Source organism: Kitasatospora sp. NPDC051170 (assembly GCF_044455705.1).
GTDB lineage: Bacteria > Actinomycetota > Actinomycetes > Streptomycetales > Streptomycetaceae > Kitasatospora.
In genome coordinates, this window is sequence record NZ_JBITFA010000012.1 from 44,029 (window position 1) to 66,423 (window position 22,395).

Consider the following 22,395-nt stretch of genomic DNA (forward strand, 5'->3'; position numbering starts at 1 on the left):
CGGCCCTTCGTCGTTCCCGGGCAGACCCCGGGCGCCTCGACGGGCCGTCAGTCGAGGATCTCCGCCAGCAACTCCTGGGTCTGCCGGTGGTTCAGGAGGGAGCCCTCCGCGCGGACCGCCTCGAAGGTCCCCTCCCCCAGCCGGGCGCGCAGGCCCGCGATGGCGCGGTCGCGCTCGTGCCGCTCCAGGTAGCCGCCCTTGGGGCCGTTCAGCCCGCCCTGGGCGCCGATCAGGAGCGCCGCCGTCCGGGCCCGCTCATCGTCCTCATGGGCCTCGGCGAGGGCGCGCAGTACCCCGATCACGGCCGGGACCAGCATCACCGTCATCTGCTCCGCGAAGCCGGAGACCGAGTCCAGGCTGCGGACCAGCCGCCAGCCCTCGCGCAGCAGCGTGAAGCCGGTGTCGGCGTCGCCCGACCGGGCGGTGACCCAGCCCTTCGCGGTGGTCAGCAGTCCGGTCGTCAGGCCCGGGGCGAAGAACCCGACCCTGGTCACCTCCAGCGACTCCAGCTCCGCCAGCGCCTCGGTGAACTCGCCGCGGTAGGCGTGGATGCCGCACAGCGTCAGGTGTCCGAGCAGGACGGCGCCCACGGTGGCCTGGTCCGCCGCCGGCCCCGCCAGCCCGGCCATGGTCTCCCGGATCATCCGCTCCCCGGCCGCCATGTCCCGCTCCACCAGGACACTGGCCAGCTGCACCCGCAGGATCGGCACCTCCTGGGGTGCGCCCAGCCGCTCGGCGATCTCGATGGCCCGCGCGAACGCGGCGGTCGCCCCCTCGGTGTCGCCCCGGTTCGCCAGCGCCTCGCCGCGGGCCGAGAGCGCCTGGGAGATCCCCCAGAGGTTTCCGGCCCGCTCGAAGATCTCCAGCGAGCGGTCGAGGTCGCGCAGGCTCTGGTCCTGCCCGTCGGGCCAGTCGTTGAGGGCCTTGGCCCGCACCTGAAGGACGAAGGCCAGGTCGTGCGGCTTCCCATGGATCTCGCTGCCGCGCACGGCGTCGTCCAGGAGGTCCCGCATCAGCTCCATCCGGCCGGCCAGGAACGCCGCGAACACCCGCATCAGCGCCGGGAAGCGGTAGGACTGCGGCAGCTCCGGCCCGTACACCTCCAGCAGGCGGCGGGCGAGGCGGACGGCCTTCGGGTCCCCGAGCACCTCGAGGTTGCCCTCGAACAGCCCCATCAGCCGGAACATGGCCAGCAGGCGGCGGGCCTCCTCGACCACGCCCGCGGGCATCGGCAGCTGGTACTCCAGGACGTTGCGGTCCAGCGGCACCGGTGTCGGCGCGTCGTCGGCGAACGGGTCGCCGCCGAGCGCGGCGACGGCCTCGTACCAGCCCCGGGCCTCCCGGCTGTAGCCGCGCAGCCCCCAGTACCAGGCCAGGCCGAGGACGAGGACGAGCGCCTGCTGCTCGTCGCGCAGGTCGATCGCGCGGCGCAGGGCGGCGCGGATGTTGTCCTGCTCGCGGTCGAGCACGCCGAGCCAGTGCAGCTGCCCGTGGCCGTGGACGGCCTGGTCGGCGCCGGCGACGACCGTACGGAAGCGGTGCAGATGGCGGGCCTCGGTCGCGGCGCGCTCGGCGGCGGACTCGGCGAGGCGCTCGGTCGCGTACTCGTGGATGGTCTCCAGCATCCGGTAGCGCGGCAGGCCCCCGCCCTCGCCTCCGCCCTCATCCAGGTCGGCGACCAGCAGGGACTTGTCGACGAGGGAGAGCAGCACGTCGGCGACGTCCTCCGGGGCCACCTCGGAGTCGTCCGCGCAGACCGCCTCGGCGTCCTCCAGCTGCCAGCCGCCGGTGAACACCGCGAGGCGGCGCAGCACCGCACGCTCGCGCTTGCCCAGGAGGTCCCAGCTCCAGTCGACCACCGCGCGCAGGGTCTGCTGGCGCGGCAGCAGGGTGCGGCTGCCGGCGGTGAGCAGGGCGAAGCGGCCGTCGAGCCGGTCGGCGATCTGGCGGGCCGTCATCACCCGCAGCCGGGCGGCGGCCAGCTCGATGGCCAGCGGCAGCCCGTCCAGGCGGCGGCAGATCTCGGCGCACGCCTGCGGGTCGCTCCCCGGGTCGAAGCCCGGACGGGCGGCGGCGGCGCGCTCGGTGAGCAGCCGCAGGGCCACCGGGTCGGGCAGCGGTTCGACCGGCAGCACCGTCTCGCCGGGCACGCCGAGCGGCTCCCGGCTGGTGGCGAGCACGGCCAGGCCCGGGCACTCGGCGAGCAGGACGGCGACGAGCTCGGCGGCGGCCTGGATCAGGTGCTCGCAGTTGTCGAGGACGAGCAGCATCCGGCGGTGGCCGCAGTGCTCGACCAGGCGGCGCACCGGGTCCTCGGGGCGCTTCTCCATCACCTCGGCGACCACACTGGTGTGCAGCACCAGGTCGCGCAGGCCGAGCGCGGAGACCACGGCGGCGGGGACGGCCTCCGGGCTCTCCAGCGGGGCGAGTTCGGCGATCCACACGCCGTCCGGCCAGGCGCCGCCGGGCTGTTCGGCGCGGCCGGCCTCGACGGAGAGGCTGGTCTTGCCGGAGCCGCCGGGGCCGATGAGGGTCACCAGCCGACGGTCCGTCAGCAGGCTTCGTACGGTGGCGAGATCGGCCTCGCGGCCGACGAAGCTGGTCAGCCGGCCGCGCAGATTACCCACCGGGCGCGGGGACTTGGGCGCGGGACCGGGCTTCGGCGCCTCGGCCGTCTCCGCCGTCTCGACCGTCTCGGCCGTCTCGGCTGCCTCGGCCGTCCGGACCACCGGCTCCTCAGGGCTCGCGCTCTCGGTGGAGGCGAGCAACTCGGCGTGCAGGGCCTGGAGTTGCCGCCCAGGGTCGACGCCGAGCTCCTCCGCGAGGGCGCGCCGGGTGCGCTCGTAGTGGCGCAGCGCCTCGGCGGTGCGGCCGCTGAGGTGCAGCGCCCGGAGCATCAGCTGCTGCAACGGCTCGTCCGAGGGCCGGCGGTCGCAGAGTTCGGCGAGTTCGGCCACCAGGTCGGCGGCGCGGCCGAGCTCGAGGTCGGCGGTGATCCGGTGGCGGCGGGCCTCCTCCCGCTGGGCCTCCAGGCGGACGGCCGGGCCGGAGCGGTCGGGCAGGTCGGCCAGCGCCGGGCCGCGCCACAGGGCGAGGGCGGCGCGCAGCCGCTCGGCGGCGAGGGCGTGGTCGCCCGCGTCGAGGGCGCGACGGCCCTCGGCTCCCAGCCGCTGGAACTCGGCGAGGTCGGTGGCGGAGGAGGTCAGCCAGTAGCCTGCCGGGCCGGAGCCGACCTCGTCGCGGCCGATGGTGCGGCGCAGCCGGCCGACCAGGGTCTGGAGGGCGGCGGAGGCATCCTGCGGCGGTTCCGCCTCCCACACCTCGTCGACCAGGAGGTCCGCCGGGACGGGCCGGCCCTGCCGCAGGGCCAGTGCGGTGAGCAGGGCGCGCAGCCGGGCGCCGCCGAGCGGCACCGGTGTGCCGTCGTCGTGATGGGCCGTGGTGGTGCCGAGGATGCCGTAGTGCACCGGACCATTCTGGTCGATCCGCGGGCCGGGGGCGCACACTTGTGCGCGCCCCCGGACAGGCCCTCCTCGCGGGCGGAACCCGGCGGGAGCCTCGGACGTTCACCGGGAACGGCTTGTCCGGCCCCCGCACCGCCCGGCATGATCGAACCCGACCCCCGTCACCCCGCACCCGGAGCACCCTGAGATGACCTTCGCCTCCACGCAGCGCTCCCGCAGCGAGGACCGCCGGATCAGCCCGGTGTTCTGGGTGCTGCTCGCCGTCCTCGGCACCTCCGCCTGGGCGCTGTCCACGGGTTACGGCACCGCGGGCTTCGGGGTCTTCCTGTTCGTGGTCTCGGGCTGGGTCGTCTCGCTCTGCCTGCACGAGTACGCCCACGCGCGCACCGCGCTGCACGGCGGCGACATCACCGTGGGCGCCAAGGGCTACCTCACGCTGAACCCGCTCAAGTACGCCAACGTGTTCCTCAGCCTCGTGCTCCCGATCGTCATGGTGATCCTCGGCGGCATCGGCCTGCCGGGCGGCGCGGTGTGGATCGAGCGGCACCGCGTCCAGGGCCGGCTCAAGCACAGCCTGATCTCGGCGGCCGGGCCGCTGACGAACGTCCTCTTCGCGGCGGCGCTGCTGATCCCGCTCAGCGCGGGGTGGGTGACCAACCTGAACCTGGGCTCCGCGATGGCGTTCCTCGCCCTGCTCCAGATCAGCGCCGCGCTGCTGAACCTGCTGCCGGTTCCCGGCCTGGACGGCTACGGGATCGTCGAGCCCTGGCTGTCGTACAAGACCCGGCGCTCGATCGAGCCCTTCGCGCCGTACGGCGTGTTCGCGGTGTTCGCGCTGCTGTGGGAACCCCGGGTGAACAGGCTGTTCTTCGACGCGGTGTACAACGTGATCGAGCTGTTCGGCGTGAACGGGAACGCGGCCGGCTACGGGTACGCGCTGTTCCGCTTCTGGACCTAGGCCCTCTCTTTCGGATCTTGTCGGGTGAGCGGGCGTCTCCCCCAGCCTTCGGCCGGGAGGTACCCCCATGGGTGCGTGCATCGGCGGTGCCGAGGAGGGAGCCACTGCGGAGCATTGGTGACTGACGAGAAGCCGTCGAGGTGCGTGCCCCGGCGGCGACCGCCCGGCAAGATCCGAAAGAGAGGGCCTAGGCCCGGCCTAGCCCTGCTGAGCCGCAGCGGACGCCTCGAGGATCCTGGCGCGGCGGCGGTCGAGCCAGATCACGTTGCTCGCCACGCCCGCGAGCAGCGGCCACAGCACCAGGCCGAGCCAGAACGCGTTGAGTGCCGAGATCACGGTGGCCGCCAGCGCGAGGACGACGACGGTCAGGGCGAACAGGGTCGTGCGGGGCATGGCGGGGGCTCCTCGGGCGGGGTCGGCCGGGCAGAGGTCGGCCGGATCGGGGCCGACCGGGTCGATCGGCGGGTCGGGGTCGGCCGGGTCACGGCCGGGACCCATTGTCGCCGACCTCACCCCCGGAGCCCGTCCAGGGGTGAGGCCGACACACCCGGCGGGTGTCACACGTCGGTGATCCGCAGGCCCGCGTGGGCCTTGTAGCGGCGGTTGACCGAGATCAGGTTCGCCACCAGCCCCTCCACCTGGTGGGCATTGCGCAGCCGGCCCGCGAAGACGCCCCGCATGCCGGGGATGCGCTCCGCCAGCGCCTGCACGATGTCCGTGGCGGCCCGCTCCTCGCCGAGCACCAGGACGTCGGTGTCGATCCGCTCCACCGACTCGTCCTGGAGCAGCACCGCCGAGAGGTGGTGGAACGCGGCCGTGACCCGGGAGTCGGGCAGCAGGGCGGCGGCCTGCTGGGCGGCGCTGCCCTCCTCCGGCTTGAGCGCGTAGGCGCCCTGCTTGTCGAAGCCGAGCGGGTTGACGCAGTCGACGACGATCTTGCCCGCCAGCTCCTCGCGCAGCGCGCTCAGCGTGGCCGCGTGGCCGTCCCAGGGCACCGCGACGATCACCACGTCACTCTCCCGGGCGACGGTCGCGTTGTCGGCGCCGCGCACACCGAGGGCTCCGTCGCCGAGTTCGGCCGCCGAGGCCTCGGCCCGGGCGGCGTCGCGGGAACCGATGATCACCTGCTGGCCGGCCCTGGCCAGCCGCAGGGCCAGGCCCCGGCCCTGGTCGCCGGTGCCACCGAGGACACCGACCACCAGCTGGGAGACGTCCGGGAGTTCGCGGGCGGAGGGCTTCGGGGCGTTTGTCGCTGAATCGAGGGAAGTCATGGCCCGATCCTCCCAAACCCCGTGCCCGGCGCGACATCCTGGGCCGCATGGACGCGCTCAGGGTCACCGCACTCCGGGAACGACTGGCCGGCACCGGCTGGCTGGAGACGGTCGGCGGCTTCGCCGGCTCGCTGCGTCGCTCGGTGGAGCGGCGCGGCGCCGGCGACCTGCTGCTGGTCGGCACCGAGGCGTACGAGCCCTGGCACCTGGCCGCCCACCTGGACGACGAGGCCGCCTGGTCGGCCGTCCCCCGGCTGGCGCCCACCCTGCTGCGCCACCGCCCGCCCGCCGGCGCCCCCGCGCACCTGGCGTACGGCCTGGGTCGGCTCGCCGCGGCCGGGCGCGGGGCGACCGTCCTGGTGGTGGCCCCCTCGGCGGCGGGCGTGCCGCTGCTGGAACGGGTGCAGGACGCCCGGCGCCAGGGCGCGACCGTCCTCGCCCTGGACGGCGCCGCCCCCGGCGAGCCGGGCGACCTCGGGGGCCTGGCGCACGAGCGACTGGGGGTCGGCACCACCGCCGAGGAGCCCTTCGACCTCGCCCAGCACCTGGTCAGCGCCGCCGCCGGGGAGCCGCCCACGCGCCGCTCGGCGCTGGGGCGGCTGGCCGAGCTGGCGGGGCGGCTGACGGCGGGGCCGGCGATCAGCCGCTGGTGAGTCCGTCGCTGGTGAGCCGGCGGCCGGTGAGTCGGCACCCGGTGAAAAACCCGTTGCGGGCGGCGGAACCGCCGTCCGAGGATGGTCGTTCGTGAACGACGACGAGCCGAGCCATCCCGGTCGCCTGCGCACGACGCTGCGCTCCCTCGCCCCGGACCTGTCCCCGTGGCGCGAATCCCGCGACTTCCGCCTCCTGTGGACGAGCGGCTGCGTCACCAGCTTCGGCGGCTTCCTGACCTTCGTCGCCGTACCGATGCAGATCAAGGAGCTCACCGACTCCTCCTTCGCCGTCGGCCTGATCGGCGCCGTCGAACTCGTGCCGCTGATCGTCTTCGGCCTCTGGGGCGGGGCGCTCGCCGACGCCCTGGACCGCCGCAAACTGGTGCTGCGCTCCGAGATCGGGCTCGGCCTGCTCGCCGCCCTGCTGCTGCTCAACGCCCTGCTGCCGCACCCGGTGCTCTGGCCGATCTACGTGGTCGCCGCCCTGGTCGCGGCCTGCGACGGGCTCCAGCGCCCGGCCCTGGACTCGCTGCTGCCGAGGCTCGTCCCCCACGAGCACCTGAGCGCCGCCTTCGCCCTCAAGTCGCTGTACCACAACGTGGCTTCGATCGCCGGGCCCGCGCTGGCCGGTGTCGTGGTGGCCTTCTCCGGGGTGCAGACCGCGTACGCGCTGGACGTGCTGACCTTCGCCGTCTCCCTGCTCCTGCTCGTCCGCATCAAGGCCGTCCCGCCCGCCACCGGGGCCGAACGGCCGTCCGTCCGGGCCGTGTTGACGGGCATCCGGTACGCGTGGAGCCGCAAGGACCTGCTGGGCACCTACGCGATCGACATGTGCGCCATGCTGTTCGCCTTCCCGGTCGCCGTCTTCCCCTTCCTGGCCTCCGAGTTGGACGCGGACTGGGCGCTCGGCCCGATGTACGCGGCCTCCGCCGTCGGCGCCCTGCTGATCGGGGCGACCAGCGGCTGGACCTCCCGGGTGCACCGGCACGGCCGCCTGCTGGTGGTCGCGGCCGTCGCCTGGGGCGCCTCGATGGCCCTGGCCGGGCTCACCGCGAACATCTGGATCGTCCTCCTCGGCCTGGCCCTGGCCGGCGGCGCCGACGAGATCAGCGGCATCGCCCGCTCCACCATGTGGAACCAGTCCATCCCGGACGAGGTCCGGGGCCGGATGGCCGGCGTCGAGCTCCTCAGCTTCTCCGTCGGCCCCCAGCTCGGCCAGGTCCGCGCCGGCACCATGGCCGGCCTCATCGGCGCCCGCGCCGCCGTCTGGACCGGCGGCCTCGCCTGCGTGGCCGCCGTCCTCGCCGTCGCCGCCGCCCTCCCCAAGCTCCTCGCCTACGACGACCGCACCGACCCCCACACCACCGCCGTCCGCGAACAACACCACCGGCAGGCCGAGCAGGCCGAGCAGGCCGAGGAGGCCGAGGAGGACGCTGCCGTCTAGGAGGGCTTCGGGCCCTGGTCGTTCCAGCGGGGGTCCTCGCGCCACTCCTCGTTGCGTTCGGCGGCGGTTTCCAGGGCGCGGGCGGCTTCCTCGGGGGTGGAGTAGGGGCCGAGGCGGTCCTTGGCGGGGCACTCGGGGCCCTCTTCGACCTTGGCGTGCTTGATGCAGTAGAACCACTCGCCCGGCTTGCCGGTGGTCTTGCGGTGGAATCCGAGGGGCATGGGGCTCTCCTGTTCAGACAGAGGGGTCGCTACCGATCATTCCCCGCTCAGGGGCGCTCCGCACACCGCCCGGGTGGCCCGGTCCTCACGACTAGACTCGCCGCCATGGCTCTCGAACCCGGCATCCAGTCCCCCACCCGCAAGGTCCCGGCGCACATCGCGCGCCCCGAGTACGTCGGCAAGCCCGCGCCGACGCCGTACACCGGGCCCGAGGTGCAGAGCGCCGAGACGATCGAGAAGATGCGGATCGCGGGCGGGATCGCCGCCCGGGCGATGGAGGAGGCGGCCAAGCTGATCGCCCCCGGCGTGACCACGGACGAGCTGGACGCCGTCGCCCACGCGTACATGTGCGACCACGACGCGTACCCGTCCGACCTCGGCTACCGGGGCTTCCCCAAGTCCGTCTGCACCTCGATCAACGAGGTCATCTGCCACGGCATCCCGGACTCGACCGTGCTGCGGGACGGCGACATCGTCAACATCGACGTCACCGCGTTCATCCACGGGGTGCACGGCGACCTCAACGCCACCTACTCGGTGGGCGACGTGGACGAGGAGTCGCGGCTGCTGGTCGAGCGCACCCGGGAGTCCCTGAACCGGGCGATCAAGGCCGTCAAGCCGGGCCGTCAGATCAACGTCATCGGCCGGGTGATCGAGTCCTACGCCAAGCGCTTCGACTACGGCGTGGTGCGGGACTTCACCGGGCACGGCATCAACACGTCGTTCCACTCCGGCCTGATCATCCCTCACTACGACAGCGAGCGGGCCACCGAGGTCATCAAGCCGGGCATGACCTTCACCATCGAGCCGATGCTCACCCTGGGCACGTACGACTACGAGATCTGGCCGGACGGCTGGACGGTCGTCACCAAGGACCGCAAGCGCACCGCCCAGTTCGAGCACACCCTGGTGGTCACGGCGGACGGCGCGGAGATCCTCACCCTGCCGTGACCCCCACCGGGCGCCGTCAGCCGCTCAGCTGCTCAGCTGCTCAGCTGCTCAGCCGATGATCCACTGCTCCTCGGCGACGGCGCCCGTCTCGGTGCAGGCGTCGGTCAGCACGTCCAGCACGCGCAGCGGGTCCGGCAGCGGCAGGTCGGGCCCGCGCAGCCAGGACACCTGGGAGCCGTCCGGGAGGGCGGCCGGGGGCAGCAGGGTGTACGAGCCGCGGCAGTGCCAGCGCATGCCGGGGTGCTCGGAGTCGGTGTCGGGGGTGGAGTCCAGCGCGCTGTCCCACCACTCGTCCTCGTCCTGCGGGGTGCGGGTGGCGGTGAAGAACAGGTAGCGGTCCTCGCCGACCGCCGCGACCGGGCCCTCGACGCCCAGCGCCGTCAGCCGTTCCAGCGCCAGCCGTCCGGCCTCGGCCGGGACGTCCAGCACGTCGTGGACCCGGCCGGTGGCGGTGATGAAGTTGGCCAGCGGGTCGCGGGCGAGCCAGCGGGAGAGCTGCTCGGGGTCGGTGGTGGCCTGCGTCTGCCAGGCGAAGGAGACCGGGTGCCGCGCCGGGGCCGGACAGGCCACCCGGTCACAGGAACAGCGGTATCCGGCCGGGTGGGCGGCGGGGGCGACGGGGAAGCCCGCGCGCACCGCGCCGAGCAGTTGGTCCAGCCGGGCGGCCGGCCCGTCCGCGGCCCCGCTCCGCTGACGATCACGCTTCTGCCACCAGGTCGTCCACCTGCTGCCGGCTTCCATCGAGCCCCTTCCGCGCAACTGCCGTGGCCCCGTGCGACACGGCGTTCGACGTACCACTGGGACGCAACGCACGGCACCCGCCGGTGCTTCCCGATGCGGTGCTCGGCCCTGCTGTCCGCGCCTCGCCGGCCGTGGACCGGGGTCACCGGACGGCCGACGCCCGGGTCTCGGTACGCCTGTCGCGGCAGCACGCTGTCCGCGCCGGAGACGGCCGGAGGGCGCGCCGACGCGCGCCCCGCCCGGCCCGTACGGGCCCGCTGACCCGGGGTGGACCCCGGGGGCGTAACAGGAAGGATAAGGGTGCGCGGGCCCTCCGGATGACCGGGGGCGGTGCCTCTCCGGTCACACTCCCCGCACCGGGGCCTCACCCCGCCTCCCCGTTCGCCGCGGGATGAGACCCTTGGGGGGTGAAGAGCGTGGACACCGAATTCGTGGGCGGCCCCCTGGACGGCAAGGTCCTGCCCATCCCCCTGGGCCCGATGCTCGGTGTGCCCAAGAAGTACAAGGTCCCCGTCCCCGCCCACGGCGACTCCCCCGGGCGCACGCTGGTGTACGTCCGCAGCAAGCAGGTACGGGGCCTCAGCTGGTTCTGGCGCTACGAGTACGACGAGGCCGCCTCCGGCTGACGTCCGCTGACACCCCGTCGGGGCCGGTCCTGGGCCGGCCGGCCCCGTTCGGGGGTCAGTCGTCCTCGGCGAGGATCAGGTACAGCTTCTTGCGGGCCTCGGTCAGCACCGCGAGCCCCTTGGTGCGCTGAGCCTCGGTGCCGGTGGTCATGACCTGCCGGATGGCCTGGTCCACGGCGGCCAGCGCCTGGCCCACCTCCTGGACGGCCGCCCAGTCGACCTCCCGGCCCGCCTCGGCCCACGGCTCCGCCTGACCGGCCTCGGCCTCGACCCGGCCCGCCTCGGTGAGCGAGACCAGCCGCTTGCCGCCGACCGTCTCGGAGGTGATCAGGCCCTCCTCCTCCAGCAGCTGGAGGTTCGGGTAGATCGAGCCGGGGCTGGGCCGCCAGGCCCCGCCGGTGCGCTCGGTGATCTCGGCGATCATCTCGTAGCCGTGCATCGGCCGCTCCTTGAGCAGCGCCAGCAGCGAGGCGCGCACGTCCCCGCGCCGCGCCCGGCCGCCGCGCCGCCCGTGCGGCCCTCCGCGCCGGCCGCCGTGCCCGCCGAACCCGTGCCCGTACGGGCCGCCGCGCGGCGGCCCGAAGCCGCCGAACGCCTCCCGCCCGTCGAGCCCCTCCCCGGGCATGCCCGGCATGCCCGTCATCCCCCGGAACCCGGGCCCCGGACCGCGACGCCTTCCGCCGCGCGGACCCTCTCCACGAAATCGCATTCCTGAGCGCATCGCGCCCACCTCCCGTTTGCCTGCACATCTCGTTCCGAAACAGTCGAGTCACTGTCTCGATAGCTCGACGATATATCGGTGAGCGATCGCCGTCAACGCTACCGATATGTCGTCGATCCACGCGCGGCCGCCCCGCAGCGGCTACGGTGACGGGCATGGCCGGTGAAAGAGATCTCGCGCTGCTCCTGCGCGGCATGCGCCCGTTGCTGAACCCCGGGCGGTACGTCTACTGCACGCTCCCCGCGAAGGTGCCCGCCGGGATGCGCCCGGTGGTGACCGTCGCCGAGCCCGAGGGGGTCACCGTCGTGGTCGCCCAGGAGGAGGCGGACGCGCTGGGCCTGCGCTACGAGTACGTGGCCGCCTGGATCACCCTGCAGATCCACTCCGCCCTGGAGGCCGTCGGCCTCACCGCCGCCGTCGCCACCCGGCTCGCCGAGGACGGCATCAGCTGCAACGTGGTGGCCGGCTTCCACCACGACCACCTCTTCGTCAACGCCGACGACGCCGACCGCGCCGTCCGCGCCCTGGAGGACCTCTCCACCCGCTCCGCCTGAGTGGCCGCCCGCCGCTCCCCCTCCGACACTGGGACCAGCCGCTGCACCCACTGGAAGGGAAGCACCCCCGATGGCCACCTGCGTCACCTGCGGGAACGACTACTGGCTCGCCTTCGAGATCAAGACGATCACCGGCGACACCTACACCTTCGACAGCTTCGAATGCGCCATGGAGAAGCTGGCCCCCCGCTGCGAACACTGCAACGTCCGCATCGTCGGCCACGGCGTCGAAGTCGCCGGCATGTTCTTCTGCTGCGCCAACTGCGCCCGCGTCAACGGCGGCCTCGGCACCCAGATCCGCGACGCCATCGGCGCCCACCCGGCGTAGGGGCGTGAAAAAAGGCCCTCCGGCCCGCGCGAGCTGCGCGGGCCGGAGGGCCTTCGAACGTCCAGGGGCGGAAGAGTCGGCCTGTACGCCGGGTTCTGTCACCCGGGTCGCTTGCGCGGCCCGGGGAGACGGCCATCCATCTAGGGCTGCCGTTGCCGACAGCCTCGTGCGGTCTACCCGCGAATTCGGGCGAGCAGCCCTCGAACATCCGCGCACGGCGCCCTAGGGCACCGATCTTGACCTTGCTCCAGGTGGGGTTTACCTAGCCGGCCGGGTCACCCCGGCCGCTGGTGGTCTCTTACACCACCGTTTCACCCTTACCCACGCGCCGTAGCGGTGGGCGGTCTGTTTTCTGTGGCACTGTCCCGCGGGTCACCCCGGGTGGGCGTTACCCACCACCCTGCTCTGTGGAGCCCGGACGTTCCTCGGCGGGTCTGGGACCCGTCGCGACCGCCCGGCCGGCTCTTCCGCCGTAGTGGTCATCGTAGCCGCTCGGGCGGGGCCTGCCGTACGTCGGGGCGGGCCAGGGGCGGCTCGCCGCCGAGGCGGGCGGCGACGCGGGCGGCGGTGGCGGTGGCCCAGGGGGTGGTGGTGAGCAGGCCGAGGGTGAGGATCGCGGCGCCGAGGCCCACCAGGATCCACCAGCCGGCGTGGCTGGCCGGGGCGAAGCCCGTCGCCACCGGGCCGACCACGGCGGAGGTCACGACCGTGCCGATCACCGCGACGCCCAGCGACTGGCCGACCTGGCGGCTGGTGGAGGCGACGGCGGCGGCCACACCGGCCTGGGCGCGGGGCATGCCGGAGACGGCGGCGTTGGTGATCGGCGCGTTCACCATGCCGAAGCCGAAGCCGAACAGCGCGTACGCGGCCAGCAGCAGCGCCGCCGGGGAGTCGGCGGTGAGGCGGGTGAGCAGCAGGCCGCTGGCGGCGAGGCCCAGGCCCGCGGCGACCAGCGGCAGGCGCGGGCCCCGGCCGCCGACGATCCGTCCGGACAGCGGCGCGCAGACCAGCATCATCCCGGCCATCGGCAGCGTCCACAGGCCCGCCTCGACGGGGCCGTAGTGGCGGACGTCCTGGAGGTAGAGGGTGTTGAGGAAGAGGAAGCCGCCGAGCGCCGAGAAGGCGCAGACGGCGGTGACGGTGGCGCCGGTGAACGGGGCGCTGGCGAAGAAGCGGGGGTCGACCAGCGGTTCGGCGACCCTGCGCTCCCACAGCGGGAAGGCGATCAGCGCGGCGACGGCGGCCGAGGCGAGGGCGAGGATCAGCGGGGAGGTCCAGCCGTTGCCGGGGCCCTCGATGATGGCGGCAGTGCCGCAGCCGAGCAGGACGACCATCAGCAGCTGGCCCACCGGGTCCAGCCGGCGCGGGCGGGGCGAGCGGGACTCGGGGACGTAACGGAGGGTCAGCGCCATGGCCAGCAGCGCGACCGGGACGTTGATCAGGAAGATGGACGGCCAGCCGGCGCCGTCCACCAGGAAGCCGCCGACCAGCGGACCGAGCGCCATCGAGATGCCGACCACGCCGCCCCAGACGCCGATCGCCCGGGCCCGTTCCCTCGGGTCGGTGAAGGTGTTGGTGATGATCGACATCGCCACCGGGTTGAGCATCGAGCCGCCGACCGCCTGCACGGCGCGGAAGGCCACCAGCCAGCCCAGGCTCGGGGCGAGGCTGCACAGCAGGGAGCCCAGCGCGAAGCAGGCCAGGCCGGTCAGGAACACCCGGCGGCGGCCGAAGCGGTCGGCCACCGAGCCGAACAGCATCAGCAGCGAGGCCAGGACCAGGGTGTAGGCGTCGATGATCCACTGGAGCCCGGAGGCGGGGGCGTCGAGGTCCTTCTGGATCGCGGGCAGGGCGATGTTCACGACCGTGTTGTCCAGGCCGACGATGAACAGGCTCAGACAGCAGATCGCGAGGACGAGGAAGCGGCGGCGTGGCGTGGCGGGAGCGTCGGGCACAGGCAGATCCTCCCACTCCCGCCCGGCTCAGAGGGCGGCGAAGCGGACCGTCCGGGTGGCCGGGTCGGCCGTGGTCAGCCGGACGTCGATGACCCGGCCGAGCGGCAGCGCCGCGCGCTCGGACGCGCCGTCGGACGCTCCGTCGGACGCTCCGTCGGACGCGCGATCGCAGCGGGCCCGGACGGCGGGCTCGCGCAGCTGGACGGTGCCGGTGCCCGGCCGCTTCGCGTCCACGTCGATCACCACCGCCGAGAAGCCCTCGCCCTCCCGGCCCGCCAGCAGCTCCGCCTCCAGCAGGTCCACGCAGGCCCGTTCGACCTCGGCGGCCCGCCGGTCCCCGCTCGCCATCAGCGCCGGTACGGCCGGCAGCGCCTCGCGCGCCCAGGCCGGCACCTCCTCCCCCGCCGCGACGGCCGCGCACACCTCCTGGGTGAACCGGTCGCCGAGGCGGCGCAGCGGCGCGGTGCAGTGCGCGTACGGCGCGGCGATCGCGGCGTGGCCCGGGTCGGCGGGGGCGGGCAGGCCCCGGGACTCGTCGAACGCCTGGTAGCCGGCGCCGCGCAGCAGGCCCGTGCAGGCGTTGAGGAAGGCGGCGTCGAGCGGGGCGTCCGGGTCGAGGGAGCGGATGAGCTCCGGGTACGGGAGCGCCTGCGGCCAGTCCACGTCCAGGGCGGCGGCGATGCGGCGCAGCCGCTCGTACGCGGCGGGCGGCGCGGTGGGCAGGGTGCGCAGCAGGCCGATGCCGGCGTCGAGCATCATCTCGGCGGCGGCCATGCCGGTGAGCAGGGAGATCTGGGCGTTCCAGCCGTCGGCGGGGCTCGGGGCGCGGTAGCCGAGGACGTAGCCGTGCAGGGTCTCCTCGACCTCCTGCTCCGGCACGGGCAGGCTCACGCCGCCGCGGTCGCGCTCCTGCCGCTCGCGCAGGCCCCCGACGGTGGCGAGGAGGGCGAGCTGCTCGTCGGCGCCGCCGAGGTCGACGGCGCGTTGGACGGCGGCGTAGTCCAGGCGGCGGTGGGAGCGGACCATGGCGCGGCGCAGGTCGGCGAGGACGAGAGCGCCCTCGGCGTCGAGGTCGAGCTGCCAGAGCAGGGCCGGGCGGGGCTCGCCGGGCAGCAGGCTGGCGGCGTCCTCGGAGATCCGGGCGGGGTGCAGGGGGACGCGGTGGTCGGGGAAGTAGAGGGTCTCGACGCGGCGGCGGGCCTCGGTGTCGATGGCGCCGCCGGGGTGGACGAAGGCGGCGACGTCGGCGATGGCGTAGTACACCCGGAAGCCGCCGCCGGGGCGGTGGGTGAGGTGCATGGCCTGGTCGAGGTCGCGGGAGCCGGGCGGGTCGACGGTGAACAGCGGCAGGTCGGTGGCGTCCAGCTCGGGCGTCCGGGGGCGCTCGGCCGCCTCCTCCGCCTCGGCCAGCACCGCCTCGGGCCACTCGGTGTGGATCTCCAGGCGGGTGCGGAGCTCGGCGAGCTCGGTGTTGATCCGGGCGGAGTCGGCGGCCTTGACGCGCAGTTTTCGGCGAGGCATGGACGCCAGCGTAGGGCGAATCGGGTGATTCCGGGCGGAGGCGCGGAGGCTTACCGGCCCAACGCGGAGGCAAGCCGCACGGGCAGGGACTCCTCCACGGCGTCGTCGTCGCCGGGCACCAGGTTCAGGGGGCGCAGGGTCATCTCACTCACTCTCCTCGCAACTCACGGTAGTGGCGCAGGCGGTGGGGGCCCAACCGGTTTGGCCGGGTGTAAGGGCTCGTACGGTGGGGGGAGTCGGGGTGTTGCTGCGAAGGGGGTTCGGGTGATGGGCGTGGTGAAGGCGACCGGGGTCGTGGTGGCGGCGGGGATGGGGGTGGTGGGGGCGTTGCACGCGGTGTGGGCGGTGTCGCCGTGGCCGTTGCGGACGCCGGAGGAGTTCGCGGACGTCGTGGTGGGGACGGGCGAGGGGGTGCCTCCGGCGGCGGCCTGTCTGGGGGTGGCGGGGTTGCTGGGGGCGGCCTCGTACCTGGTGGCGGCGGAGGCCGGGGTGGTGCCGGCGGTGGGGCCGGCGCGGGTGCGGCGGGCCGGGGTGCGGACGGTGTCGGCGGTGATGCTGGCACGCGGGGTCGGCGGGCTGGCGCTGTTCGGGACGGTGGTCGAGCGTTCGGAGCGGTTCCGGCGGCTGGACCGGCGGTACTACTCGCCGCTCTGCCTGGCGCTGGGGGTCGGGGCCGCCGTGGTCGGCCGGGCTCGGCAGTAGGGTTGCGGGGTTCGTCCGCTGAAAAGTATCGAGGAGTCCCCTGTGCTGGTGCTGTTGCCGCCCTCGGAAGGCAAGGCTTCGTCCGGGGACGGTGCGCCGGTGGCGCTCGGCGGCCTGTCGCTGCCGGGGCTGACGGCGGCGCGCGGGGCGGTGCTGGACGCGCTGGTGGAGCTCTGCCGGGGCGACGAGGACGCCGCCGCCGGGGTGCTGGGGCTGACGCCCGGGCTGCGGGGCGAGATCGCCAAGAACGCCGGGCTGCTCACGGCCGGGGCCCGTCCGGCGGGCGAGGTGTACACCGGGGTGCTGTTCGACAACCTGGGCCTGGCCACTCTCGACGACGCCGCCCGCGACCGGGCGGAGCGCTCGCTGCTCGTCTTCTCCGGCCTCTGGGGCGCGGTGCGCGTCTCGGACCGGATCCCGTCGTACCGCTGCTCGATGGGCGTGAAACTCCCCGGCCCGGGGGCGCTCGGGGCGTACTGGCGGAGCGCGATGGCGCCTGTGCTTCCGGAGGTCGCGGACGGGCTGGTGCTGGACCTGCGCAGTTCCGCGTACGCGGCGGCCTGGAAGCCGGCCGGCGAGGTGGCCTCCCGTACGGCGACCGTCCGGGTGCTCCAGGAGCGGGACGGCAGGCGCACGGTGGTCAGCCACTTCAACAAGGCGACCAAGGGCCGGATCGTCCGGGACCTGCTGACCGCCGGGGCCGAGCCGAAGACGCCCGGCGAGCTGATGGACGCCCTGCGGGAGCTGGGCCACCACGTCGAGCTCGCCGCCGAGGGCACGGCGCGCAAGCCCTGGCAGCTCGACGTGGTGGTCACCGAGGTGCACTGAGCCGGTAAAAGGCTCAGCGCAGGTGCGAGGTGTCGTTCAGCAGCCGCAGCGAGGCGTTGCCGTCCGCGTAGTACTGGACGGCGCAGATCGAGGCGGCGGACAGCTCCATGCGGAACAGCGAGTCCGGCGGGGCGCCCAGCGCCAGCCGTACCAGGGTCTTGATCGGGCTGACGTGCGAGACCACCAGCACCGTCTTCCCCGCGTACCGGGCGAGGATCTTGTCCCGGGCGACGCCGGCCCGGTGGGTGAGGCTCGCGAAGCTCTCGGTGCTGCCGGTCGGCCTGGCCTTGGTGGAGCCGAGCCAGGCCGTCAGGTCGTCCGGGTGGCGCTGCTGCACCTCGGCGAAGGTGAGGCCCTCCCAGGCGCCGAAGTCGACCTCGCGCAGCCCCTCCTCGTACCGGACCTCCAGGCCGAGCCGGGCGGCGGCGATCTCGGCGGTCTGCCGGGTGCGGCGCATCGGGGAGGCGACCACGGCCTGGACGCTGCCGCGCGCGGCCAGGGCCTCGGCGGCGCGCTCGGCCTGCCAGCGGCCCTTGTCGGAGAGCTCCGGGTCGCTGCCGCCGCTGCCGGAGAAGCGCTTCTCCGGGGTGAGCGGGGTCTCGCCGTGGCGCAGCAGGACGAAGGTGGTGGGGGTGCCGAGGTCGGCGGGGGCGGCCCAGCCGGCCTTGGGGGCGGCGGTCTCCAGCGGGACGTCGTCGGCGACGACGACGGGCTTGCGCGGCTCCCACTGCCGCCCGGCCTGCCCGGCGTCCATGGCCTCGTTGGCGAGCCGGTCGGCGTCCTTGTTGCGCTCGCGCGGGATCCAGCCGTACGTGACCCGGCCGGCCGGGAAGACCTCCCGGGCCTCGGCGGCGAGCGGGCGCATGTCGGGGTGCTTGATCTTCCAGCGCCCGGACATCTGCTCGACGACCAGCTTGGAGTCCATGCGGACGTCGACGCTCGCCTCGGGGTCGAGGGCGTGGGCGGCCCGCAGGCCCGCGATCAGGCCCCGGTACTCGGCCACGTTGTTGGTCGCGTGGCCGATGAACTCGGCGGCCTCGGCGACGACCTGCCCCGTGTCCCCGTCCCGGACCACGGCGCCGTAGCCGGCCGGCCCCGGGTTGCCCCGGGACCCGCCGTCCGCCTCGACGACGAAGCGCGCCGGCACGGGATCAGGCGCCCGAGTCGGCGGTGCGGACCAGGATCCGCGAGCAGTTCTCGCAGCGGACGACCTTGTCGGCCGGCTCGGCCTTGATCGCGTTCAGCTCGGTGATGGAGAACTCGGTGCGGCAGCCCTCGCAGCGGCGCTGGTAGAGGCGGGCCGCGCCGACGCCGCCCTGGGTCTCGCGCAGCTTGGTGTAGACCTTGAGCAGGTCGGCCGGGAGGACGGTGGCGACGGCCTCGCGGTCGCGCCGGACCTTCTCGGCCTCGCCGTCGATCTCGGCGAAGGCGGCGTCGCGGCGGCCCTCCGCCTCCTTGAGCACGACGGTGGAGTGCTCCAGGCGGGCGCCCAGCTCCTCGACGCGCGTCTTCGCGCTCTCCTGGCGCTCCATGATCTCGAGCACGACCTCCTCCAGGTCGCCCTGGCGCTTGGCCAGCGAGCCGATCTCGTGCTGGAGGTTCTCCAGGTCCTTCGGCGAGGTGACCGCGCCGGAGTCCAGGCGCTGCTGGTTGCGGGCGGAGCGGGCGCGGACCTGCTCGACGTCCTGCTCGGCCTTGGTCAGCTCACGGGTGGTGTCGCCCAGCTGGGCCTCGGCGGCGACGACGAGGTCCTTGAGCGCGGTGTGGTCGGCGGTGACCTTGTCGATCTCGGCGTGCTCGGGCAGGCTCCGGCGCCGGTGGGCCAGCTGGTCGAGCTTGGAGTCGATGGCCTGGAGGTCGAGCAGGCGGATCTGGTCGGCGGGCGCGGCGTTCAAGCGGAAGGCTCCTGTGAATCGGGTCAGGCGGGGAAGGACATGGGGGCGTGCGCGGTCCACGGGTCGGTGACCAGGTGGGACACCTTGGTCTCGACCGTCCAGCCGCGCTCGGCGGCGGCGGCGCGCAGGGCGCGCTCCGCGAGGGTGAGCCAGGGCCACTCGGTGGCCCAGTGCGCGGCGTCGAGCAGGGCGACCGGCGCGGCCTCGGAGGCCTCCGAGGCCGGGTGGTGGCGCAGGTCGGCCGTCAGGTAGGCGTCGACGCCGGCGGCCCGTACGTCGGCGAGGAAGGAGTCGCCGGAGCCTCCGCACACCGCGACCCGGCTCACCAGCCGGTCCGGGTCCCCGGAGACGCGCACGCCGGCGGCGGTCGCGGGCAGGCCCTCGGCGACGCGGGCGGCGAAGGCCGTCAGGGTCAGCGGGGGCTCGAGCAGGCCGATGCGGCCGCTGCCCCGGCGGCCCAGCGGGTCGGTCGGGTCCGGCACCAGCGGGCCGGTGACCTCGAGGCCGACCGCCTCGGCGAGGGCGTCCGAGACGCCCGGGTCGGCGTGGTCGGCGTTGGTGTGCGCGACGTGCAGGGCGATGCCGTTGGTGATCAGCGTGTGCACCACCCGGCCCTTGAAGGTGGTGGCGGCGACGCTGGTGGTGCCGCGCAGGTAGAGGGGGTGGTGGGTGACCACCAGATCCGCGCCCCACGCCACGGCCTCGTCCACGACCGCCTGGACGGGGTCGACGGCGAGGAGCACGCGGGCGACCTCGGCCTGAGGGTCTCCGCAGACCAGGCCGACGGCGTCCCAGGACTCCGCCCACTGCGGGGGGTAGACCTCTTCGAGGGCGGCGATGACGTCGGACAGTTTCGGCACCAGTCGAGACTACCGTGCGCGTGGGGGCGGTCGGGCCTCGGCCGATGCCGGGGGCTCCGGCAGGACGGCGGTGGGCGTCGTTCGGACGCGGGTGCCTTGCGCGTACGGGTGCTCGGCGGGGCGCGCGGCGGCGTCAACCCGCGCACAGGGGGGCCGGGCGCCCGATGCGCACAGTCACGTGCTCGTACGAATTCGAAACCGCCCCCGGATCACCCTTACGAGTGAAGTGACCGAATCTCCGTTGAGCCGCCGATTCTCTCGAAACTAACTTCTGTCCTGCGAACGGGAGTTGCCCGGGGCCTCGCGTCCGGCAGCCGAGACGAAGGGACGTGGTCGCGGATGAGGGGGATGAACGCGGCCACCACCCTGGCCGCCCAGGCCCTGCGCCGCCTCGGCTTCGGCTTCGCGGGCGACGGCAGCCACGCCGCCTGCCTCGCCTCCGCCGCCGACGGCGGGTGGTTCGTGGAGAGTTGGCGCCTCCCGGCGGACGGCGGACCGGCCGCACCGGCCGCCCTGCCCCTGGCCGGCAACCGCTCGGAGAGCCTGCACGCGCAGCTGGTCGCGCTCGCCGACGGCTCGGTGCTGGTCTGCCGGCACGACGGCGAGCGGCACGACCTCGTACGCCTCTCGCACAGCTTGCACGGCTCGCACAACTCGCCCGGACCGCACGGACTGCACAGCTCGCACGGCTCGCCCGGCCTGCACGGCTCGCACGGCGAACCTGCCGCCGTCGAGCAGCAGTTGGCCACGCTGCGCCTCCCCGGGCTGCGCCTCCTCCCGCTCCCCGCCCCCGCACCGGCCGACCCCCACGCCCCCGTCGCCGTCGCACTCGGCAGCGACGCGCGCCCGGCCACCACCGCCTGGCTGATCCGGACGGACGGCAGCGCGCCCGAACCCGTCGCCGAGATCCCCGGCCTGCACGGCGGCGGCACCTGGCTGGACCGTGCGGGCGCCCTGCTCGCCCTGGACCGGATCGGCGACGGGCTGGTCCGCAGCGTGGCGCTCGACCTGCGCAGCGGCGTCACCACCCCGCTGCTGGAGATCGGCGAGCGCAGCAACGACCGGCTGGTGCTGTTCGACCCCGACACCCGCTTCGCGATGGTCCGCAGCGACGCCCCCGGCACCGACCGGCTCGGCTGGGGCGTGCTCGGCGGCGGCGAGCCGCTGCGCTTCCCCGAGTGCCTGCACGTGGCGGGCATGTTCCTGCAGCCGGTCGCGCTGCGGCAGGCCGCGGACGGCCCCCGGGTGGCGGTGCAGATCGACCACGGCGCCTCCTCCGCCCTCGCCCTGTGGCGGCCCGCCCTCAACCGGCTGGACCGGCTGCCGGTGCCGCCCGGGCGACTCGGCGCGGTCGGGCACTGGAGCGGCGCCGGGCTGCGGATGCCGTACTCCTCGCCCGACCACCCCGCCGCCCTGGCCACCCTGGACGTGGACGCGCTGCTCTCCCACGGCCCCGCCCCGGCCGCCACCGGGCCGATGCCCCTGCCGCTCCAGCTCGCCCCGCTCGGCCCCGGACTGCCCGGGGCCCGACGGGACGCCGTCCCGCCCTGGCAGCCCGGGGGCGCGCGCACCGGGCCCAACCACAGCGCACCCGACCACAGCGCACCGAACCGCACCGCACCCGCCGGCTGGCGCCTGGACGGCAGCACCCCGCCCGGGGACGGCGGCCGCTGGCAACCGGCGCAGAGCCTCGAACTCGCGGGCCCGACAGGCCCGTTGGAGGCCGTGGTGTACGGCGGGGACGCCTGGCTGAGCAGCCCGCACCTCGTCCTGGCCCTGCACGGCGGCCCGGCGGACGCGTGGCGGCTGGAGTTCGACCCGGCCCTGCAACGGATGGCCGCCGAGGGCCTGGCGGTGATCGCCCCCAACCAGCGCGGCTCCACCGGCTACGGCGTCGCCCACGCCCTGGCCATCCGCGGCGCCTGGGGCGGGCCCGACCTCGACGACGTCCTCCACCTCCTGGAGGGCATCGCCGGGCAGCGGGCCGCGCTCGGCCTCGAACCCCCCGCCCTCTTCGGGGTCAGCTACGGCGCCTTCCTCGCCCTGCTCGCCGCCGCCCACGCGCCCGCCGAGCACGTGTCCCGCTGCGCGGTCGTCGCCCCCTTCCTGTCCGGCGCCCGCCTGCTCGCCGAAGCCGCGCCCCCCGTCCAGGCGCTCACCGCCCGCCTCGGCGGCGGCGACCCCGTCACCGACGCCCGCGGCCCGCGCGACGTCCTGCAGCTCACCCACCGCATCGGCGCGCCCCTGCTGATCGTGCACGGCAACCGCGACGAGGTCGTCCCCGTCAGCCAATCCCGGGCGCTGCGCCACGAATTGCTCCGCATCGGCCGCGTCGAGGGCGAGGACTTCCGCTACGTCGAGGCCGCGGGCGCGGGCCACGAACTCCTCGCCGAGGAGGGCGGGGCCGTCCTCCACGAACTCCTGGCCACTTTCCTCCGCACCACCCGCCCGGGCTGAGCCCGAGGCCCTGGCACCCAGCCGGTGACACTCCCTTCAGAACCCCCTTCAGGCTCCGCCGGGGCTGTGGGGCGATCTCGATAGGATCTCGTCCGGCCCGGCCGTTATGGTGTCCGGGTCCAGTCGGCCCAAGGGCCGCGATCACCGGCTGCGGGCGCGTACCGAGCGCCCGATCGGGGACCGGGCCGTGCGCGCCACAGCGCCGGTCGGGCGCCGATGACCTGCACCCATCCGCACGAAAACAC

The 22,395-nt window shown here is 74.6% G+C and carries 21 protein-coding genes and 1 other RNA gene; 10 read left to right on the forward strand and 12 right to left on the reverse strand.

The genetic code is table 11. The features are described 5' to 3' along the window. Positions 1-47: 47 nt before the first annotated feature. Entirely contained in the window at positions 48-3,467 is a 3,420-nt protein-coding gene (locus tag ACIBCA_RS24190; protein ID WP_396285057.1) for an AfsR/SARP family transcriptional regulator, read from the reverse strand. Positions 3,468-3,651: 184 nt separating this feature from the next. Here ACIBCA_RS24190 and ACIBCA_RS24195 point away from each other — a divergent pair, with 184 nt between their 5' ends. Beyond that, positions 3,652-4,422 (forward strand): site-2 protease family protein, encoded by a 771-nt coding sequence (locus ACIBCA_RS24195; protein WP_396285058.1) that lies wholly within the window; start codon positions 3,652-3,654, stop codon positions 4,420-4,422. A gap of 198 nt (positions 4,423-4,620) precedes the next feature. Here the strand turns inward: ACIBCA_RS24195 and ACIBCA_RS24200 are convergent, their stop codons facing one another. Both ACIBCA_RS24200 and npdG read right to left on the reverse strand, forming a co-directional pair. After that, positions 4,621-4,920 carry a hypothetical protein gene (locus tag ACIBCA_RS24200; RefSeq protein ID WP_396285059.1) on the reverse strand — a complete coding sequence of 100 codons (300 nt, stop codon included), beginning with the start codon at positions 4,918-4,920 and terminating at the stop codon, positions 4,621-4,623. Positions 4,921-4,979: 59 nt separating this feature from the next. Beyond that, entirely contained in the window at positions 4,980-5,693 is a 714-nt protein-coding gene (gene npdG, locus ACIBCA_RS24205) for an NADPH-dependent F420 reductase (RefSeq protein ID WP_396285060.1), read from the reverse strand. A 47-nt stretch (positions 5,694-5,740) separates the two neighbouring features. Between npdG and ACIBCA_RS24210 the strand changes: the two genes are divergently transcribed. Next, on the forward strand, positions 5,741-6,346 hold the full coding sequence (locus tag ACIBCA_RS24210) for a hypothetical protein (RefSeq protein ID WP_396285061.1): 606 nt from the start codon (positions 5,741-5,743) through the stop codon (positions 6,344-6,346). A 91-nt stretch (positions 6,347-6,437) separates the two neighbouring features. Then, positions 6,438-7,790 (forward strand): MFS transporter, encoded by a 1,353-nt coding sequence (locus ACIBCA_RS24215; RefSeq protein ID WP_396285062.1) that lies wholly within the window; start codon positions 6,438-6,440, stop codon positions 7,788-7,790. Here ACIBCA_RS24215 and ACIBCA_RS24220 read toward each other — a convergent pair. Then, complete coding sequence (locus tag ACIBCA_RS24220) at positions 7,787-8,011, reverse strand: hypothetical protein (protein ID WP_396285063.1); 225 nt, start codon at positions 8,009-8,011, stop codon at positions 7,787-7,789. The two genes, ACIBCA_RS24215 and ACIBCA_RS24220, sit on opposite strands and share 4 nt — an antisense overlap. 105 nt (positions 8,012-8,116) lie before the next feature. Here ACIBCA_RS24220 and map point away from each other — a divergent pair, with 105 nt between their 5' ends. Next, a complete protein-coding gene (gene map / locus ACIBCA_RS24225; protein ID WP_396285064.1) occupies positions 8,117-8,962 on the forward strand; it encodes a type I methionyl aminopeptidase in 846 nt (281 codons plus the stop codon). Between the two features lie 48 nt (positions 8,963-9,010). On the opposite strand, the gene ACIBCA_RS24230 is transcribed toward map, so the two are convergent. Further along, the gene (locus tag ACIBCA_RS24230) at positions 9,011-9,703 is read right to left on the reverse strand and encodes a bifunctional DNA primase/polymerase (RefSeq protein WP_396285065.1); all 693 of its coding nucleotides are present in this window, start codon (positions 9,701-9,703) and stop codon (positions 9,011-9,013) included. 416 nt (positions 9,704-10,119) lie between these two features. Here ACIBCA_RS24230 and ACIBCA_RS24235 point away from each other — a divergent pair, with 416 nt between their 5' ends. Further along, the gene (locus ACIBCA_RS24235; protein WP_396285066.1) at positions 10,120-10,329 is read left to right on the forward strand and encodes a hypothetical protein; all 210 of its coding nucleotides are present in this window, start codon (positions 10,120-10,122) and stop codon (positions 10,327-10,329) included. 55 nt (positions 10,330-10,384) lie between these two features. Here the strand turns inward: ACIBCA_RS24235 and ACIBCA_RS24240 are convergent, their stop codons facing one another. Then, on the reverse strand, positions 10,385-11,050 hold the full coding sequence (locus tag ACIBCA_RS24240; RefSeq protein WP_396285067.1) for a PadR family transcriptional regulator: 666 nt from the start codon (positions 11,048-11,050) through the stop codon (positions 10,385-10,387). Positions 11,051-11,205: 155 nt separating this feature from the next. Between ACIBCA_RS24240 and ACIBCA_RS24245 the strand changes: the two genes are divergently transcribed. After that, positions 11,206-11,604: an ACT domain-containing protein gene (locus ACIBCA_RS24245; protein WP_396285068.1), complete on the forward strand. Its 399-nt coding sequence runs from the start codon at positions 11,206-11,208 to the stop codon at positions 11,602-11,604. A 70-nt stretch (positions 11,605-11,674) separates the two neighbouring features. Beyond that, positions 11,675-11,932, forward strand: coding sequence for a hypothetical protein (locus tag ACIBCA_RS24250; protein WP_031075430.1), 258 nt, complete (start codon positions 11,675-11,677; stop codon positions 11,930-11,932). Positions 11,933-12,000: 68 nt separating this feature from the next. Here ACIBCA_RS24250 and rnpB read toward each other — a convergent pair. The 3 genes from rnpB to ACIBCA_RS24265 form a co-directional block, all read right to left on the reverse strand. Further along, positions 12,001-12,398, reverse strand: an RNA gene (rnpB, locus tag ACIBCA_RS24255) — RNase P RNA component class A. A 13-nt stretch (positions 12,399-12,411) separates the two neighbouring features. Continuing rightward, positions 12,412-13,887: an MFS transporter gene (locus ACIBCA_RS24260; protein WP_396285069.1), complete on the reverse strand. Its 1,476-nt coding sequence runs from the start codon at positions 13,885-13,887 to the stop codon at positions 12,412-12,414. Positions 13,888-13,914: 27 nt separating this feature from the next. Beyond that, the gene (locus ACIBCA_RS24265) at positions 13,915-15,408 is read right to left on the reverse strand and encodes an RNB domain-containing ribonuclease (protein ID WP_396285070.1); all 1,494 of its coding nucleotides are present in this window, start codon (positions 15,406-15,408) and stop codon (positions 13,915-13,917) included. A gap of 267 nt (positions 15,409-15,675) precedes the next feature. Between ACIBCA_RS24265 and ACIBCA_RS24270 the strand changes: the two genes are divergently transcribed. After that, complete coding sequence (locus ACIBCA_RS24270) at positions 15,676-16,110, forward strand: DUF3995 domain-containing protein (RefSeq protein ID WP_396285071.1); 435 nt, start codon at positions 15,676-15,678, stop codon at positions 16,108-16,110. A 42-nt stretch (positions 16,111-16,152) separates the two neighbouring features. Continuing rightward, positions 16,153-16,938 carry a peroxide stress protein YaaA gene (yaaA, locus tag ACIBCA_RS24275; protein ID WP_396285072.1) on the forward strand — a complete coding sequence of 262 codons (786 nt, stop codon included), beginning with the start codon at positions 16,153-16,155 and terminating at the stop codon, positions 16,936-16,938. 13 nt (positions 16,939-16,951) lie between these two features. On the opposite strand, the gene ACIBCA_RS24280 is transcribed toward yaaA, so the two are convergent. From ACIBCA_RS24280 to ACIBCA_RS24290, 3 genes are read right to left on the reverse strand one after another with little or no spacing between them, the layout of a single operon-like run. Continuing rightward, a complete protein-coding gene (locus tag ACIBCA_RS24280) occupies positions 16,952-18,085 on the reverse strand; it encodes a bifunctional RNase H/acid phosphatase (protein WP_396285074.1) in 1,134 nt (377 codons plus the stop codon). Positions 18,086-18,089: 4 nt separating this feature from the next. Beyond that, positions 18,090-18,833, reverse strand: coding sequence for a zinc ribbon domain-containing protein (locus ACIBCA_RS24285; protein WP_396285075.1), 744 nt, complete (start codon positions 18,831-18,833; stop codon positions 18,090-18,092). A gap of 23 nt (positions 18,834-18,856) precedes the next feature. Next, positions 18,857-19,693: a Nif3-like dinuclear metal center hexameric protein gene (locus ACIBCA_RS24290; protein WP_396285076.1), complete on the reverse strand. Its 837-nt coding sequence runs from the start codon at positions 19,691-19,693 to the stop codon at positions 18,857-18,859. Between the two features lie 339 nt (positions 19,694-20,032). Between ACIBCA_RS24290 and ACIBCA_RS24295 the strand changes: the two genes are divergently transcribed. Next, on the forward strand, positions 20,033-22,150 hold the full coding sequence (locus tag ACIBCA_RS24295; RefSeq protein ID WP_396285077.1) for an alpha/beta fold hydrolase: 2,118 nt from the start codon (positions 20,033-20,035) through the stop codon (positions 22,148-22,150). Positions 22,151-22,395 lie beyond the last annotated feature (245 nt).

Excerpts from the sequence above, each read along its gene's own strand:
- map (WP_396285064.1), top strand. The coding sequence starts at position 8,117 with ATGGCTCTCGAACCCGGCATCCAGTCCCCCACCCGCAAGGTCCCGGCG.
- ACIBCA_RS24250 (WP_031075430.1), top strand. The coding sequence starts at position 11,675 with ATGGCCACCTGCGTCACCTGCGGGAACGACTACTGGCTCGCCTTCGAG.
- ACIBCA_RS24245 (WP_396285068.1), top strand. The coding sequence starts at position 11,206 with ATGGCCGGTGAAAGAGATCTCGCGCTGCTCCTGCGCGGCATGCGCCCG.
- ACIBCA_RS24230 (WP_396285065.1), bottom strand. The coding sequence starts at position 9,703 with ATGGAAGCCGGCAGCAGGTGGACGACCTGGTGGCAGAAGCGTGATCGT.
- npdG (WP_396285060.1), bottom strand. The coding sequence starts at position 5,693 with ATGACTTCCCTCGATTCAGCGACAAACGCCCCGAAGCCCTCCGCCCGC.
- ACIBCA_RS24220 (WP_396285063.1), bottom strand. The coding sequence starts at position 8,011 with ATGCCCCTCGGATTCCACCGCAAGACCACCGGCAAGCCGGGCGAGTGG.
- ACIBCA_RS24270 (WP_396285071.1), top strand. The coding sequence starts at position 15,676 with ATGGGCGTGGTGAAGGCGACCGGGGTCGTGGTGGCGGCGGGGATGGGG.
- ACIBCA_RS24195 (WP_396285058.1), top strand. The coding sequence starts at position 3,652 with ATGACCTTCGCCTCCACGCAGCGCTCCCGCAGCGAGGACCGCCGGATC.
- ACIBCA_RS24210 (WP_396285061.1), top strand. The coding sequence starts at position 5,741 with ATGGACGCGCTCAGGGTCACCGCACTCCGGGAACGACTGGCCGGCACC.
- ACIBCA_RS24265 (WP_396285070.1), bottom strand. The coding sequence starts at position 15,408 with ATGCCTCGCCGAAAACTGCGCGTCAAGGCCGCCGACTCCGCCCGGATC.
- ACIBCA_RS24240 (WP_396285067.1), bottom strand. The coding sequence starts at position 11,050 with ATGCGCTCAGGAATGCGATTTCGTGGAGAGGGTCCGCGCGGCGGAAGG.
- ACIBCA_RS24295 (WP_396285077.1), top strand. The coding sequence starts at position 20,033 with ATGAGGGGGATGAACGCGGCCACCACCCTGGCCGCCCAGGCCCTGCGC.
- ACIBCA_RS24200 (WP_396285059.1), bottom strand. The coding sequence starts at position 4,920 with ATGGGTCCCGGCCGTGACCCGGCCGACCCCGACCCGCCGATCGACCCG.